Origin of the sequence: Actinomyces wuliandei (genome assembly GCF_004010955.1) — a bacterium.
Classification (GTDB): Bacteria; Actinomycetota; Actinomycetes; order Actinomycetales; family Actinomycetaceae; genus Actinomyces; species Actinomyces wuliandei.
Genome location: NZ_CP025227.1, coordinates 2,457,290 through 2,472,014, shown reverse-complemented (window position 1 = coordinate 2,472,014; position 14,725 = coordinate 2,457,290). Strand labels below are relative to the sequence as shown.

15 protein-coding genes and 1 tRNA gene are annotated in these 14,725 nt (G+C 70.0%); 8 read left to right on the top strand and 8 right to left on the bottom strand.

The features are described 5' to 3' along the window. The first annotated feature begins 135 nt into the window (after positions 1–135). The 3 genes from CWS50_RS10240 to CWS50_RS10230 all read left to right on the top strand — a co-directional run bounded on the left by CWS50_RS10240 (position 136) and on the right by CWS50_RS10230 (position 3,949). The gene (locus CWS50_RS10240; protein WP_127842715.1) at positions 136–1,113 is read left to right on the top strand and encodes an endonuclease/exonuclease/phosphatase family protein; all 978 of its coding nucleotides are present in this window, start codon (positions 136–138) and stop codon (positions 1,111–1,113) included. An 8-nt stretch (positions 1,114–1,121) separates the two neighbouring features. After that, positions 1,122–2,159, top strand: a complete 1,038-nt coding sequence (locus CWS50_RS10235; protein WP_127842714.1) for an AEC family transporter — start codon at positions 1,122–1,124, stop codon at positions 2,157–2,159. 389 nt (positions 2,160–2,548) lie between these two features. Further along, positions 2,549–3,949: a DEAD/DEAH box helicase gene (locus CWS50_RS10230; protein ID WP_127842713.1), complete on the top strand. Its 1,401-nt coding sequence runs from the start codon at positions 2,549–2,551 to the stop codon at positions 3,947–3,949. Positions 3,950–3,970: 21 nt separating this feature from the next. On the opposite strand, the gene CWS50_RS10225 is transcribed toward CWS50_RS10230, so the two are convergent. From CWS50_RS10225 to CWS50_RS10195, 7 genes are all read right to left on the bottom strand, one after another. Continuing rightward, a complete protein-coding gene (locus tag CWS50_RS10225; RefSeq protein ID WP_127842712.1) occupies positions 3,971–4,774 on the bottom strand; it encodes a hypothetical protein in 804 nt (267 codons plus the stop codon). Positions 4,775–4,782: 8 nt separating this feature from the next. Next, the gene (locus tag CWS50_RS10220) at positions 4,783–5,346 is read right to left on the bottom strand and encodes a hypothetical protein (RefSeq protein ID WP_127842711.1); all 564 of its coding nucleotides are present in this window, start codon (positions 5,344–5,346) and stop codon (positions 4,783–4,785) included. 45 nt (positions 5,347–5,391) lie between these two features. Further along, the gene (locus tag CWS50_RS10215) at positions 5,392–6,168 is read right to left on the bottom strand and encodes a hypothetical protein (RefSeq protein ID WP_127842710.1); all 777 of its coding nucleotides are present in this window, start codon (positions 6,166–6,168) and stop codon (positions 5,392–5,394) included. Then, positions 6,168–6,959, bottom strand: a complete 792-nt coding sequence (locus CWS50_RS10210) for a hypothetical protein (RefSeq protein WP_127842709.1) — start codon at positions 6,957–6,959, stop codon at positions 6,168–6,170. The genes CWS50_RS10215 and CWS50_RS10210 overlap by 1 nt, the downstream gene beginning before the upstream one ends. A 27-nt stretch (positions 6,960–6,986) precedes the next feature. Beyond that, on the bottom strand, positions 6,987–8,090 hold the full coding sequence (locus CWS50_RS10205; protein ID WP_127842708.1) for a hypothetical protein: 1,104 nt from the start codon (positions 8,088–8,090) through the stop codon (positions 6,987–6,989). Between the two features lie 2 nt (positions 8,091–8,092). Further along, a complete protein-coding gene (locus CWS50_RS10200) occupies positions 8,093–8,386 on the bottom strand; it encodes a hypothetical protein (RefSeq protein WP_127842707.1) in 294 nt (97 codons plus the stop codon). A gap of 190 nt (positions 8,387–8,576) precedes the next feature. Next, positions 8,577–9,053, bottom strand: coding sequence for a hypothetical protein (locus CWS50_RS10195; RefSeq protein WP_127842706.1), 477 nt, complete (start codon positions 9,051–9,053; stop codon positions 8,577–8,579). Between the two features lie 76 nt (positions 9,054–9,129). Between CWS50_RS10195 and CWS50_RS10190 the strand changes: the two genes are divergently transcribed. From CWS50_RS10190 to CWS50_RS10185, 3 genes are all read left to right on the top strand, one after another. Continuing rightward, positions 9,130–9,531 (top strand): helix-turn-helix domain-containing protein, encoded by a 402-nt coding sequence (locus CWS50_RS10190; protein ID WP_164860124.1) that lies wholly within the window; start codon positions 9,130–9,132, stop codon positions 9,529–9,531. 922 nt (positions 9,532–10,453) lie between these two features. Further along, positions 10,454–10,609 carry a hypothetical protein gene (locus CWS50_RS13015; RefSeq protein WP_164860123.1) on the top strand — a complete coding sequence of 52 codons (156 nt, stop codon included), beginning with the start codon at positions 10,454–10,456 and terminating at the stop codon, positions 10,607–10,609. Next, the gene (locus tag CWS50_RS10185; RefSeq protein WP_127842704.1) at positions 10,602–10,799 is read left to right on the top strand and encodes a hypothetical protein; all 198 of its coding nucleotides are present in this window, start codon (positions 10,602–10,604) and stop codon (positions 10,797–10,799) included. Before CWS50_RS13015 ends, CWS50_RS10185 begins: the two co-directional genes overlap by 8 nt. Before the next feature lie 44 nt (positions 10,800–10,843). Here CWS50_RS10185 and CWS50_RS10180 read toward each other — a convergent pair. Beyond that, a tRNA-Lys gene (locus tag CWS50_RS10180) sits at positions 10,844–10,917 on the bottom strand. A 253-nt stretch (positions 10,918–11,170) separates the two neighbouring features. Here CWS50_RS10180 and CWS50_RS10175 point away from each other — a divergent pair. Both CWS50_RS10175 and CWS50_RS10170 read left to right on the top strand, forming a co-directional pair. Next, the gene (locus CWS50_RS10175; protein WP_127842703.1) at positions 11,171–11,836 is read left to right on the top strand and encodes a hypothetical protein; all 666 of its coding nucleotides are present in this window, start codon (positions 11,171–11,173) and stop codon (positions 11,834–11,836) included. Positions 11,837–11,992: 156 nt separating this feature from the next. Beyond that, positions 11,993–14,722, top strand: a complete 2,730-nt coding sequence (locus CWS50_RS10170; RefSeq protein WP_127842702.1) for an RNA degradosome polyphosphate kinase — start codon at positions 11,993–11,995, stop codon at positions 14,720–14,722. Positions 14,723–14,725 lie beyond the last annotated feature (3 nt).

Genomic DNA, 14,725 nt, shown 5'->3' with positions numbered 1-14,725 from the left:
GGGCAGGTGCCGAGGGGGCTGAGACTGCTGGGGAGGTTTCCCCGCAGGAGGACGCCGACCTGCCCAGGGCCTCCCAGGTCCCTGCGACGGGTGAGGGGGATCGTGCCCCCGGGCCGGTCGGGCGGGCCTGAGCCCGTGCTGCGTGTGCTCACCCTCAACCTCCTGCACGGCCAGCCGGGGCCGGGGGCGGGGGACGGCAGCGCCCTGGCAGGCTCCCTGTCCGCAGCCCGTATCGCCGACCCTGGTGCCGCCCGGGCGGTCCTGGTCGCCTTGGCCGAGCAGGTCGCTGAGCTCGCTCCCGACGTGGTGGCCCTCCAGGAGGTGGACCTGCACCAGGCCCGCTCCGGACGCCTCCACCAGGCTGCTGTGCTGGCCCAGGCCCTGGGGATGCCCTACTACCGGTTCGCGGCCAGCTACGCGGGGCCGGTGGCGGGGCTGCGACGTCGGCCCTTGCGCAGCCAGCTGGAGGCACCCACCCACGACGTGCTGGGGCCCGCGCGGGCTGCCGTCGGCGCCCAGCCGATCGGGTACGGCAACGCCCTCCTCTCCCGCCACCCGGTGAGCAGCTGGCACGTGGCCCGGCTGGGGCGTGGCCCCTCCGCCGTCGTGCGTCGCGGCGGCCGCGCCTGGGACCCGCGCTCCTACCGTCTGTCTCCTGCCTCCAGCAGGGTGATGGTGGCCGCCACCATCGAGCTGGACAGCGGGGCCAGCGCGCCCCTGAGGCAGGTCTCGGTCGCCTCCACCCACCTGGCGACCCGTCAGGACACGGCGGCCCGCCAGCTCCGCCGGGCCTGGGAGGCACTGGCCCGGCTGCCCGGGCCGCACGTCCTGGCGGGGGACTACAACCTGCCTGCAGAGAGGGTGGAGGCCCTCAACGTGGCGCGTCAGGTCGGGCAGGGCTGCACGTTCCCGGCGGGGGCACCCTCCCGCCGGATCGACCACGTCCTGACTGACCCGTGGCCTGCCGGCCCCCGGGGGCAGCCGCAGGAGGGGCACCAGGTTTGCGGACCCGGTCAGGCCCCGCTGCTCAGGGCCGTCGGCTGGGGTACCCGTACCTTCCTGGTCTCCGACCACGCGGGTACCTGGGTGGACCTGGTGCCCGTGCAGGCCTGAGGGCTGCTGTGGCCGAGGTCGTCGCCGGGCTGGGGGTCTTCGGCCTGGTCATCGCCGTGGGGTGGCTGCTGGTGCGTCTGCGGGCACTGCCTGCCAACACCGACGCCGTCCTGACCCGGGTGTGCTTCTTCGCCGCGACCCCGGCCCTGCTGCTGACGACCGTCAGCCAGGCGGACCTGGGCGTGGTCACCTCCGCCACCACCGTGACGACCGTGGCCTGCGCACTGGTGGCGGTCCTTGCCGCTGGGCTCCTCCACCGGCTGGTGCTGCGGCGCAGCGTGGCGGAGTCGGTCGTGGGAGCACTGGCCTCCGGCTACGTCAACGCCGCCAACCTGGGGATACCGGTGACCGTCCTGGTCCTGGGGGGCACGACGGCCATCACCCCGGTCCTGCTGCTCCAGCTCCTGGTCATCACCCCGGTCGTCTTCCTGGTGCTTGACACCGTGACGCGGCGGGGCAGCCCCTCCCGGCTCGCCACCCTGACCGTGCCGCTGCGCAACCCGCTGTTGTGGGCGGTGGCAGCAGGGGTGGGCCTCAACGTGGCAGGGTGGGACCTGCACGGGACTGCTGGCGGCTACCTCGCCCAGCTGCTGGACATGCTGGGACGGGTGGCGGTGCCTCTCATGATGCTGTCCCTGGGGGCCAGCCTGGCCGGGGCGCCCCGGCCCCTGCGCCCCAGGAGCTCCGCACCGTCGCGCCCTCAGGCGCCTGGAGCCCAGGGTGGTGGTGACGGGGGTACCGGTGACGGCGGCAGCGAGCGGGCTGGTAGTCGAGACCCTCGCGCGGGCTCTGCGGCCCTGTGGTGGGCTGTGGGCTGGAAGCTGGTAGTTATGCCCGTCACGGCCGCGGTCCTCGGTCTTGCTGCGGGCCTGGAGGGGCGCGAGCTGCTGGTTCCCGTGGTGACCGCCAGCCTGCCCACCGCCCAGAACGTGTTCATGTATGCCTCCCGGTACGGGGTGGCCACGGACCTGGCGCGTGACGCCGTCCTGCTGACGACAGCAGGCTTCGTGCCCGTGGTCCTGCTGGAGGCGGCCCTCCTGGGCTGAGCAGGGACACGGCCCAGGCCGTGCCCGTACGGCATAATGTCGCGCTGGCCCGGCACTCTGCCGTGGCCCCAGACCGCTGCCCTGCTCCGGTGCGGCTCCTGGACGGGGACGCACCGTTGAGCACGTGGCGCCGGACACCCTCAACTGACAGGACCCCTGTGCCGACTACGCCGACCAAGACCGCCGCACCTGCTCGATCTGGCAGGCCCACGAGGGCAGCCCGTCCTACCGGGCGGGCGCGACCCGTTCGATCCGTCACGCCAGCAGAGGCGGCCAGTCCCGGCACGTCCGCCGGGCGGGCGAGAGCCGGTAGGACCCCCAGAGCTGTCGAAGCACCTACCTCTGGCCGAGGGCTCACCGATGCTGAGAGCTCCTTCTCCTCTCTCGGCGTGGACGCCAGTCTTGCCGCCGACCTCAGCTCCCGGGGTTTTACCACCCCGTTCCCGATCCAGGCCGCGACCCTGCCTGACACGCTCGCAGGGCGCGACGTACTGGGGCGGGGGCGGACCGGCAGCGGAAAGACCCTCGCCTTCAGCCTCCCGGTGGTCCAGCGTCTGGCCGAGCAGGACAGGGCGCGCCCAGGGCGACCCCTGGGGCTGGTCCTGGCCCCGACCCGGGAGCTGGCCCTCCAGATCCACGACGTCATCAGGCCCCTGGCCACCACGGCAGGCATGAGCGTGACGACGGTCTTCGGCGGTGTCTCCCAGAGGCCCCAGGAACGCGCCCTGGCCGGGGGAGCCGACGTCGTCGTCGCCTGTCCCGGGCGGCTCCTGGACCTCATGGGGCAGGGGCTGGTCAGCCTCGACGAGGTTGCCGTCACCGTCCTGGACGAGGCGGACCACATGGCGGACCTTGGCTTCCTGCCTGGTGTCCGGCGAATCCTGCGGGTCACGCCCGCGCACGGGCAGCGCCTGCTCTTCTCCGCCACCCTGGACAACGGTGTGGACAGGCTGGTCCGTGAGTTCCTGCACGACCCGCTCCACCATGCCGTCGACCCCGCCAGCTCCCCCGTGCAGGCTATGGACCACACGGTGCTGCACGTGGCTGACAAGGTGGCCAAGGACGCTGTCGTGGTGCGGCTGGCCTCCGGGGCAGGCCAGCGGATCCTGTTCACCCGGACCAAGCACCAGGCCCGGCGCCTGGCCCGCAGCCTCACCCGCGACGGGGTCCCCGCCGTGGAGCTCCAGGGCAACATGAGCCAGAACGCGCGGGAGCGCTCCATGCGGGCCTTCTCAACCGGGCAGGTCCACGTCATGGTGGCCACCGACATCGCTGCCCGGGGGATCGACATCAGCGGCGTCGAGCTGGTGGTGCACGTGGACCCGCCTGCGGAGCACAAGGCCTACCTGCACCGCTCGGGGCGCACCGCGCGTGCCGGGGCTGCGGGCAGGGTCGTCACCCTGGTCCTGCCCGAGCAGGAGCGTGACGTCGAGGTGCTGCTGCGCAAGGCCAGGATCCGGGCGGACATGGAGCGGGTGCGTCCCGAGGACGACGTCGTGGCTGCCCTGGTCGGTGACGTCGCCGCACCTGTGGCTGCCGGGGACATGCCTGAGGGTGTGGCGGTCAAGGGCGGGGCCGCCGTCCAGGCCGTCCAGGGGGCTCGGCGCGACCAGGCTGGTCAGGCGGGTCACGCCGGGTCCGGCAGGAGGGCGTCCCGAAGGTCACGGCGTGCCCGGGGTAGTGACAGGCGGGGCGGTTCTGGGGGTGCTGGCGCGTCATCCCGCGCAGCCCGGCGCACCCCTCACCTGCGCGGTGGCAGGCGGGGTGGATCTGGGTCCAGGGGCCAGTGACGCGGCTGTCAGGAGCGGCTGTCAGGACCGGGGAGGAAAGAACCAGGGGCTGACAGCACCCCAGGCCATAATGGAGGAGATGGGCTCCAAGACCAGCTCCGCCCCACCCCGGGACTTCTGCGCCCGCAGGCCGGCAAGCGGGGGCGAGGTGGGGGTCTCGACCTGGAGGTCGTACAGGCACTCGGGGACGGACAGGGTGTTGAGGGAGTCAGCCACTTGCCACCCTTCGAGCCCCAGGATGCGGGTGCTGATGAGCGACAGGGACCAGGTGCGGTGCTTGAACCCCTCGGTCAGCGGGGTGGGGCCGCCAGGCTCTCCCGGCTCACCCCCGGTGTCGAGGGTGTCTGCCAGCTGGGAGAGCGCGGCGTCCAGGGCTGTGACGTCACCGGAGTCAAGGAGCGTGATGATCTCGGCGGGCAGGTGGTGCGGGCCGAGGTCGACGTTGTCACGGGGGCCGAGGTCGAGGAGCTCGGCGAAGGCTGAGGGCACCTCGCAGGCGTCCAGGCCGTAGACGTGCAGGCCGTCGCGCTCGTGCTTGACGACGGTGGTGCGTGCTGGGCTGATCCAGGCCTCCACCAGTCTCTCCGGGGCTGTCGGCTCGATACGCGTCACTTCCAGGTGCCGTGTTGCCGCAGGCACCCCCTGGAAGGCGGGGGCGGCCTGCCGGGTGATACCGAGGTCGTCAAGGACTCCGGCCCGTCTCAGGCGGCTGGCGGTGCGGTCCTGGGGGACCTGGCCGCCCAGGCAGAGGGCTCGTACGGAGAGCCACTCGGCGTCGTTGAGCACGGCTACGGGCGTGTCTGCGGTGAGGCTGAGCTGTGCCATGGGGGCTCCTAGGGGGCGGTGTCGGGGTCGGCAAAGACATTGAGCGTGTCCGCCATCTCCGTGAAGAGAGGCAGTGAGGTCCCACAGGTGAGGGTGGGGGTGGTGAAGGTGGCGGTCATGCCTCGCCGGACTCCGGTGTCCAGGAAGACTGGCCCCTGGACCCAGGACCACTGGGTGAAGGTGAGGGAGCGGTTGTCCATGATGTAGACGCCGCTGCGCATGAGACCGGTGACGTGGTCACCGTTCCACTGCGCCATGTCGATCGGGCGCACGCCCGGGATCGCGGCCAGGACCTGGGCGCTGGACTCCTGGAACCATTCCGCGTCAGAGGTCGTGGTGGGGAGGCTGACGGCGGTGACCACGCAGTTGTCGGCGAATCCTGGGACACCAGAAGGGCCGGCGCACACCAGGTCCAGGGCGTCGGGAGCTGAGTCGGCGGGCAGTGCGATAGTGCGGGTGATGTCTGCCAGGGCTGTGGCGTCGAGCTGGTCCCAGGTCTCGGGCGCCGCCATGCTGACAGTGTTGCCGAGCAGCCGCCTGGTCAGCTGCTCGGGAGGGTCGGTCTGGCTCATACGGTGCTCCTGCGGTGATGCTGTCTGGGTCTGAGGGTGTGGCGGTTATGGCTGATGGGGTGGTTGGGCCTGGCTGGCTGGGGGCCTGCGCTTGCGTCGCTTCTGCCGCCGTCGCTTGTCTCGGTGGTCTTGGAGGGCGACGACGGCGGCGATGAAGATGGTGAGGGCTATGGGGACGGTGATGTAGACGCTCCACTGGCCCAGGGCGGCGGAGATGAGGATGGCGGGTGCGAGGAAGGCGATCATTGCCACGGTGAAGACGATGTTGCCTGCGGTGGTGGTCAGGGCGTGGGTGATCCGGCCTGTCAGGGTGGTGGGCCTGTCCTTCTTGGTCTTGTGCCACTCCGGTGGCGGCCAGGGGATGGCCTGGGGGTCGGGGCCGGTGGTGGTGGCGTGGGGGTCCAGGCGGGCGGTGGTGTGGGGGTCCAGCCCGCTGGTGGTGGTGATGCGGTGGTGGCGCTTCTGGGCGCGGCGGGCCTCCCGCCACTGGGGGTACATCCACCGGGGCAGCCTCACCGGGAGGAAACCGATGAATGTGACCAGGAGGAAGAAAAGGCCGATAAGCGACAGACTGATGTACAGGGACTCGTGGCGAACATTGTCGATCACCCAAAGCGGTGCGCCGACCAGGGAGATCGTGCCGCAAGCGGGCATGGACAGGGCGGTGGAGTTCCTGTGGTCGATGCCGTGACGGAGCCACTCGGCGTCGAGCTCGCGGATGAGCCGGGCCACGCCGGAGTCGGAGAACATGGCCAGCGCCCAGTAGGCGACAAAGACCACCCCCAGGACCACGCAACCCACCGGGCACAGCCAGTCCCTCATCACGGCTCCTCTCGGGGGTGGCGGGACGCGTGTTTCTTCTTGTGTCTTTTTCGGTGGTCTTGGAGGGCGACGACGGCGGCGATGAAGATGGTGAGGGCTATGGGGACGGTGATGTAGACGCTCCACTGGCCCAGGGCGGCGGAGATGAGGATGGCGGGTGCGAGGAAGGCGATCATTGCCACGGTGAAGACGATGTTGCCTGCGGTGGTGGTCAGGGCGTGGGTGATCCGGCCTGTCAGGGTGGTGGGCCTGTCCTTCTTGGTCTTGTGCCACTCCGGTGGCGGCCAGGGGATGGCCTGGGGGTCGGGGCCGGTGGTGGTGGCGGTGCTGGTTGTGAGGGGGCTGGTGGTGGTGGCGTGGGGGTCCAGGCGGGCGGTGGCGTGGGGGTCCAGCCCGCTGGTGGTGGTGATGCGGTGGTGGCGCTTCTGGGCGCGGCGGGCCTCCCGCCACTGGGGGTACATCCACCGGGGCAGCCTCACCGGGAGGAAACCGATGAATGTGACCAGGAGCGAGACTGTGCCGATGGTGCCGAGAGTGTCCACAAGGTTCTTGATGCGGACGTCATTCATGTCCAGCACCATCAGGGGTGCAGCAGCAAAACTCAGTATGCCGCAAGCGGGCATGGACAGGGCGGTGGAGTTCCTGTGGTCGATGCCGTGACGGAGCCACTCGGCGTCGAGCTCGCGGATGAGCCGGGCCACGCCGGAGTCGGAGAACATGGCCAGCGCCCAGTAGGCGACAAAGACCGCCCCCAGGACCACGCCGACCACCAGGTACAGCCAGTCCCTCATCACGGCTCCTCTCGTGCTGGCCGGTGTCTAGAAGATCTTGCCTATCTTGTCCTTGAGCCAGCCCCCGGCCGCCTTCCCAAACCCAGACCCTACGGCTGCTCCTAGTGCCCCGCCGACGATTCCGCCCACGGCGATGCCTATGGGGCCGCCGAGCATGGCGCCGAGTGTCGCGCCTGCCTTCGCTCCGCCTGCCGAAAAGGCGGCAGCAGTACCTGCCTCGGACACCCCCTGGACGGCGGCCCGGGCGATCTTGGTCCCCTCCCCCATGGAAGGGTTGTTGGCTGAGTCGCTCTTGTACTGGTCCCAGGCGGTCGCCGCGCCTGACAGGACCGTGCCGGCAACGCCCGCCTTCTTCAGCGCAGGCGCTGCCTTGCCCGCAGCGTTCTGGATCTTCCAGGCGGTGGTGCCCTTGGTGCCGGGCCTGGGGAGCCAGTTCTTCGACTTGGTCTTCTCCCAGGCGGTCTTCCAGCGCCCCCACTTCTTGGTGGTCGCCTTGCCGATGAATCGCCCTGACGCGTCCCGGGGCCGGAAGGTGGAGATCCGGCTGATAGCTGTCCACTGAGCCATTTTCACACCCCGGTTGCCCCAGGTGATGACCTGGCTGCCCCCGGCTGCGACAGTAGCAAGCGACTGAGCCGTCATCGCCTGCCCGGAGAGCCCACGGCAGGCGGACTGCAACTCCTCGTGGGCGCTGGTCTCGTCCTCCCGGACCGCCTCGACCGTCTCCGCGATCTGGTTGAAGGTGGTCATCTTGGCCTCGTAGTCAGGGTCCGAGGAGTCCTCAGGCGCCTGGATGAGGTCCCCGGAGACGGTCAGCCCCGCCCCTGTCGCCTGCGCACGGGCGGCCTCCAGGCGGGTCTTCACCGAGCTCATGGCGTAGGCGAAGGTGTCCAGGGCCGAGCTCAGGGAGGTCACGTCCGAGGACAGGGTGTCCAGGGTGGAGACCTGGCTGGACAGGGCGGCTGCAGCCGAGGAGCCTGTCTGGCCGATGACCTCGCTGGCAACGTTCCGCCGGGTGCTTGCCAGGTCGGTAGAGGCGGTGTCGAGGTTGCTGGCTTGGGAGGACAGGTCTGCCTGCAGGTCCCAGGCGTTGGAGGGCTGGGTGACGACCTTGACGTCGATGGTGGACATGGTCAGAGCCTTCCGGCTCCGCCGACCTCGATCGAGTGGGCTCCCTGGGCGACGGCCTCGTCGGTGTCGGTGAACTGGCGTGCGGCGGAGCGCATATTGGTCGCAGTGGAGCGGGCTCTGCTCGCGGCGCTGGTCACCCGGGATCTCAGCCGCTGGATCGCGCCGGAGACGGCCCTGGTGGAGGGACCGAGGTCTGCGGGACTGGTGAAGGACACTGAGTCCAGGTCGTCGGCGGTCATGTCGACCTGAGACGCCAGGGTGTTGAGGACGTCAGGGTCGAGGGACAGGTCTGGCACGGTAGGCTCCTGCGTAGTGCTGGGGGCTGTGTGGGACTGTATGGTTTAGGGCGCGACTGTCTTCACGGTAGTGATGCTCACCGGTTGTGTAAAGAGGTGGTCTCGCTAGGCGGTCTCACTGCCGTTCCGACTCCGCTGTGCCGTGACCCGCTGCGTGGGTACGGCGCCACGGGGGCTGGTCGGCGACTCCTCACGTGTCACCCTGGTCCGGGCGCGGCGAGCCGTGGTGCTGGATGGTCTCGCTGAGCCGACGGTCAATGTGGGCGAGGAACTCGTCAAGGGCCTCCGCGCCTAACGGCGCCTGGTCGTCGGACGGTCCTGTGGTGCGGGCCGTGGCGTGCCGGTCGGGTGTGGCACGGTGCGGACTCTCCTCAGTGGCGGGGACCGGGTATGTGGGAGTGGCGTGGTGCCGGTTGCCCTGCGCCGCCACGACGCGCTCGGCCCGGGCGATGATCTCAGAGGCGCTGACTCCCAGCGGTGCAGCGACCTTGCTGAGCTCGCTGACCGTGAAGGGGGCCTGACCACTGAGCCCATCCTGGACGGTGACCAGGCTCAGGCCGGTGACGATGCTGAGATCCTCTGCGCTCAGACCTGTCCGGTGGGCCTGGGAGCAGACCTCGGCGGAGACCGCCTCGTCGAAGATGTGCCGAAGCGGGGTCCATGTCATGGCGTTATTTTGGGCCTATTTAGGGTCAAAGTCAATGTGTGCCCGATGCCGGTGCGGGCGTTGGTACTCTTGTGGCGTGCCAAGGAAGCCAAAGCCGCTGGAACCGCTTGATCGCGAGGTGATCGACATCCTGGCTGCCCGCCAGAAGGCCGCCGGGGTCTCACAGCGTCGGCTGGCCCGCGAGGCGGGGATGTCGCTCAACCGGGTCGGCATTATCTTTCGGGCAGAGGGTCCCGCGCCGACGGTGGGCGAGCTGGCAGTGATCGCGGAGGTGCTGGAGCTTCAGAGCTCAGAGATAATCCGTGAGGCCGAGCGTCGCCTTCGCGGGCGGGTCGCAGGTCCGCAGCCCGACGCCCAGGCAGCCACGGCGCAGCCGGAGCCCCGGGCTGCCCGAACTGTCGGGGACCGCCCGGAGCACGCCGCGTCGCGCCAGTGGGACGACGTCGGTGAGGAGTCACAACTTCCCCACGAGGAGTGATGCGGTGACGCCAGGGGCTCCAGATTGAATTGATTGGGTGCTCCCGGCGTGAGACGGCCAGGCTTGTCAGCTCCCGCCACGCTGTCTGCGTCCTCGGCGCGGAAGCCGTGTGAGCAGGGCGGGTGCCGGATCGCCCAGGGGTTGTGTCTGGTGATGTAGAAGCGGGTCAGGTCGCGTCCCTTGCGGCGGCGCCTGACATGGAGGTCGCCGTCGATCGCGCTGGTGAAGGTACGTGGGTGCCGCCGTACGGGATCGGGGGCTCTGACGCCCGCCACAGCCGTAGCCCGCTGCCGGTCTGCTCGGTGCGGGCCTGCAGGGGGTGTTGCGCAGCTGGGTGACTCTGGCCTGGATCTCGGGGAGGGGGTCAGCCCCGAGTCGGCACTGAAGTCGAAGCGCGCTGCGGTGCCCTTGATGACCGTCGCCGTCGCCTTGGTCATGTAGGGGTGTCGTTGTACAGGAGCCTGGTGTGGTCCTCAGCGGTAGGAGCCGTACCCCGGTCTCTCCTCACAGGAGTACAGACAGTCTGCACATCTTCGGCCTCCAGCGTGCGGCGTAGCAGCCTTGCCACGGCAGGAGAAGACTCGATTTCCGCTGCGTGAGGACGCGGAGGTGGAGCCGAAGATGTGCAGAAAAGATGCTACTGCACATCTTCAGCCTCTCTGAGAGGGTAACCGGGACGTGCTTCCAAGGAAGCGCCTGGTCGGCAGACCCCCTGGTGCGCTGAAGATGTGCAGCCTTAGGAAGCGGGCCTGGGGGCGGCTCCAGGGTGGTGGCTGCGCGGACGCTCTGAACGGCTGCTGAGGTGCCGGGTCCTTCCTGCGGGCACTTGTGACGAGCCATGTCGCCCCGTTGATGGCACTCCTGGACAAGTACAACGGGAGTACGACAGGATTACGGACGAAGGGCAGCGAAGGACGGGGCTATGGAGCCCGACACGTGTACCCAGGTGCGTACCAGCCGCCAGCACAAGGAGCGGGCCACGAAGATCCTCGACTACACCGGTGCGATCCGCGAGGCCGAGCCCGCCGTCAAGGTCCGAGACACCAACGAGCCCATGGACCTCATCGACCGTGCCTGAGCACGAGGGGGAGCAGGCGGTGGCAGCGCAGTCCGTGTCAGCCGGTGCTCGTGCGATCGCTGGAAGGCTCGATGTCTTTCTTGTGGGCCCCGGGGCCACCACGGGTGAGGGCCTTGTGACCTACTGCGTGGCCGTGACGGGCGTGGTGGTGGCTGGGATGAGGCCAGGTGTGGCAGGTGTGCGGATGTGATAGAGCTGGTCCGGGTGATGCGCGTATGCGTCACCGCGCTGCGGTACCCCCTGTGGGACTCGAACCCACGACCGTCGGATTAAAAGTCCGCAGCTCTGACCGGCTGAGCTAAGGGGGCCTCGCCTGACAGTCCTGCTCCTGGTGGCAGCCGACACCGTCAGGTACCCGGCCTGGTCCGGATGGGCGCGGGCCAGCCGCTGCCCCGTCCACAGGCTAGGTGCGCATGAGTGTATCTGGTCGCCTGGTGTCCCGCCTGCCTGTCTCGCGGCACAATAGGGGCGGCAGCCCGGCGCAGCACTGTGCGGGGCCACGCGGCTGGCCCGCTACCGCCCGGCTGCTGCTCCTGCAGGTCCTACAGGGAGGGGTCCGTTATGGCTCGCCAGTTCCACCGTCCCGCTCGCCTCGACCCTGAGGCGGCCGAGCAGATCGAGGGCACGGCTGACACCGCCGTCGCCTCGGAGCTCGCCCACCGTGCTGCCCAGGCCCTGGTCGGGGGCTTCCCCGGTGTTGTGGGACCGCAGGAGGGTCCCATCACCCGGGAGGGTGTTGTCGCGGCGGTGTCGGGACACGGCGTGGACGACGTCGCCGAGCTGTGGGCCGACTCCCCGGCCGCTACCCTGCCCGGCACCCTGTGGCGCCTGTTCCTGGTGCGGGAGTGGATCCGGCGCGACCCCGCGCTGGTTGAGCGCCGGTACGCCACCACCGTGGACCTCACTGGGGCGGGGGAGGAGGCTCAGGCCCGTTTTGAGGAGGCTCGTTCCCAGGCCCGGCGCGCCCCGGCGCCGCAGTGGCTCCGGGAGCGCCTTGACTTTCTCCTGGCCGGGCAGCTTGAGGGTGGGGTGACGGCGCTGGAGCCGCTGCTCGGCGTCACCTCCGGCTTCCTGCGCGCCCTGGCGGCAGGGTCCAGCGCCGTGTGGATCGAGGACGACGCCGACGAGCTGGCGGACCGCGTCACCCGCCGGGACTCCGCCCTGGTGGCGACGGCCGAGGAGCTGGCCGAGTCGGCCCGTCGTGCCCGTGTCGGCCTGCTCGACTGAGCCGGCCACTGCTACCGGCGCGGCCAGTGCGTTGCTGGCAGGTGGTGGTTGCGCAACGTCTCCCTCCCACGGTCGCTGGCGCGGCTGGTCTGCCTCGTGGCCGCGCCGTGCCCGGTCGGCCTGTCGCCCCAGCCCTGGACGTGGGACGATTCACCCATGACCAGCCACGCCCCTCAGCCTCCCGTCCCGCTGTCCGCCTTCCTCGGTGGTCGTGCCCACTCTCCTGCCTCCACGGCGGCCACTGGCCCGCAGGACCCGGGGGAGTCGGCGGAGGCGGTGCCGCCAGCCCCTGTGGAGGTTCCGGCTGGGGACCCTGTGGCGGCTCCGGGTGAGGCGGCGACAGGTGGCGGCGGCCTGCCTGCCCGGCCTGGTTCCCACGCCCCCAGCCCTGACAGCGGTGATGAGGTGGAGCGTGCCAGGGAGGCCTCCGATGTGGAGGTCTCCGACGTGACGGACAATGGGGCGGAGGACGCGCGGGACGCGCAGGTCGCTGAGGAGCACGTCATTGAGGCGGCTGACCCGCGCGACTTCGCCGACGACTCCGGTCCCCAGTACGAGGACGAGGACTTCGAGGACCTGGAGGAGGCTGGCGCCCTCCTGGCTCCGGTGGCGGCTGGTGTGGCTGAGGCGTCCCGCGGCGCTGCGGCCGAGGCGGCCCGCAGCGCCGCAGCGGGCTCGGCCCCTGCCAGCCTCACCCCTGGTAGCCCTGCGGAGGCGGGTCAGGCCCCCGTGCCCAGCCCTCCGGACCTTCCAGCCCCGGTCCCAGAGCCTGTCCTGCCGCCTCTGGAGTCCTTCGAGGACCGCTTCACCGACCGGGAGCTTACCTGGATGGACTTTAACGAGCGGGTCCTGGAGCAGGCGGAGGACCGTGACCTCCCCCTGCTGGAGCGTGCCTGGTTCCTGTCGATCTTCTCCTCCAACCTGGACGAGTTCTACATGGTGCGCGTGGCTGGGCTCAAGCGCCGCATCAAGGCCGGCATCACCCCGGTGCGCGCCTCAGGCCTGGACGCCCACCAGGTGCTCGCTCAGGTCACCTCCCGTGCCAAGGAGCTCACCGCCCGCCAGGCGGCTCTCTTCCAGGAGGACGTGCGCCCGGCCCTGGCCGAGCACGGTATCGAGATCCTCATGTGGGACCAGCTGGCCTCGGAGCAGCAGGAGCGGCTGGCCCGCTACTTCCGCCACCACATCTTCCCCGTCCTCACCCCTCTGGCCGTGGACCCCTCCCACCCCTTCCCCTACATCTCCGGCCTGTCCCTCAACCTCGCCGTCATCCTGCGCAACCCCCGCAGCGGCAAGGAGCACTTCGCCCGCATCAAGGTGCCGGACTCCCTGCCGCGCCTGGTGACCGTGCCCGGCCGCGAGCTCGACGCCTCCAACAAGGAGGCAGGAACGGCCTTCATCCCCATTGAGGTGGTCATTGGCGAGCACCTGGATCACCTCTTCCCCGGGATGGACATCCTGGAGCACCACTTCTTCCGGGTCACCCGCAACGAGAACCTGGAGGTGGAGGAGGACGACGCGGAGAACCTCCTGACCGCCATGGAGCGCGAGCTGGAGCGCCGCCGCTTCGGTGACTCGGTGCGTCTGGAGGTGGAGGACACCGTGTCCCCCTTCACCCGGCGCTACCTGGCCCGCTCCCTGGGACTGCGGGAGGAGGACGTCTTCGCCCTGCCTGCGCCGCTGGACCTGCGCTGCCTCAACGAGCTCCACGACCTGGACATCCCCGCGCTGAGGTACCCGCGCTTCGTGCCGGTCACCGCCTCTGGGCTGGCCGCCTACGAGTCCTCCACCTCACCGGACATCTTCGCGGCGATGCGTGAGCACGACGTCCTGCTCCACCACCCCTACGACTCCTTCTCCACCTCGGTCCAGGAGCTGGTGGCCCAGGCCGCCGCCGACCCCCAGGTTCTGGCTATCAAGCAGACGCTGTACCGTACCAGCGGGGACTCCCCGATCATCGACGCCCTCATCGACGCCGCCGAGGCCGGCAAGCAGGTGGTCGCGGTGGTGGAGATCAAGGCCCGCTTTGACGAGGAGGCCAACATCTCCTGGGCGCGCAAGCTGGAGCGGGCCGGGGTCCACGTGGTCTACGGCATGGTGGGGCTCAAGATCCACTGCAAGCTGCTCCTGGTGGTCCGGGAGGAGGGCGACGGCCTGCGTCGCTACTGCCACGTGGGTACCGGCAACTACCACCCCAGGACGGCTCGCGGCTACGAGGACCTGGGCCTGCTCACGACGGACCGCGATGTCGCCCAGGACCTGACTACCTTGTTCAACCAGCTCTCCGGCTACGCCCCACGGGCACGTTTCCGTCGTCTGCTGGTCGCCCCCCGCTCTCTGCGCGACGGCCTGGTGGAGCACATTGACAAGGAGATCGCCAACAAGCGCTCAGGCCTGCCTGCCTGGATCCGTATCAAGGTGAACTCCATCATTGACGAGACGGTGATCGACGCGCTCTACCGGGCTTCGCGTGCCGGGGTGCCCGTGGACGTCGTGGTGCGTGGTATCTGCGGTATCCGGGCCGGGGTGCCGGGCCTGAGCGAGAACATCCGGGTGCGCTCCATCCTGGGGCGCTTCCTGGAGCACTCGCGGGTCTACGCCTTCGCCAACGGGGGCGACACCGTGCTCTACATAGGCTCGGCCGACCTCATGCACCGCAACCTGGACCGCCGTGTGGAGGCCCTGGTCCGTATCACTGACCCCGCCATGCTGGCCCAGCTGGAGCGGCTGGTGACCCGTTGCGTCAGTGACGAGGTCTCCTCCTGGCACCTCAACCCCGACGGTACGTGGACCCGTCACGTGAGCGGGGCGGACGGCAGCCGCCTGGAGGACGTCCAGGACTGCCTCATGGCCCGGGCGCGCTCGCGGGTCAAGAGCCGTCGCTGAGAC

Bases quoted from the DNA above. Each gene is read 5' to 3' on its own strand.
- CWS50_RS10175 (WP_127842703.1), top strand. From the start codon at position 11,171: ATGGCTCGCCAGTTCCACCGTCCCGCTCGCCTCGACCCTGAGGCGGCC.
- CWS50_RS10210 (WP_127842709.1), bottom strand. From the start codon at position 6,959: ATGAGGGACTGGCTGTACCTGGTGGTCGGCGTGGTCCTGGGGGCGGTC.
- CWS50_RS10215 (WP_127842710.1), bottom strand. From the start codon at position 6,168: ATGAGGGACTGGCTGTGCCCGGTGGGTTGCGTGGTCCTGGGGGTGGTC.
- CWS50_RS10225 (WP_127842712.1), bottom strand. From the start codon at position 4,774: ATGGCACAGCTCAGCCTCACCGCAGACACGCCCGTAGCCGTGCTCAAC.
- CWS50_RS10170 (WP_127842702.1), top strand. From the start codon at position 11,993: ATGACCAGCCACGCCCCTCAGCCTCCCGTCCCGCTGTCCGCCTTCCTC.
- CWS50_RS13015 (WP_164860123.1), top strand. From the start codon at position 10,454: ATGGAGCCCGACACGTGTACCCAGGTGCGTACCAGCCGCCAGCACAAG.
- CWS50_RS10195 (WP_127842706.1), bottom strand. From the start codon at position 9,053: ATGACATGGACCCCGCTTCGGCACATCTTCGACGAGGCGGTCTCCGCC.
- CWS50_RS10220 (WP_127842711.1), bottom strand. From the start codon at position 5,346: ATGAGCCAGACCGACCCTCCCGAGCAGCTGACCAGGCGGCTGCTCGGC.
- CWS50_RS10205 (WP_127842708.1), bottom strand. From the start codon at position 8,090: ATGTCCACCATCGACGTCAAGGTCGTCACCCAGCCCTCCAACGCCTGG.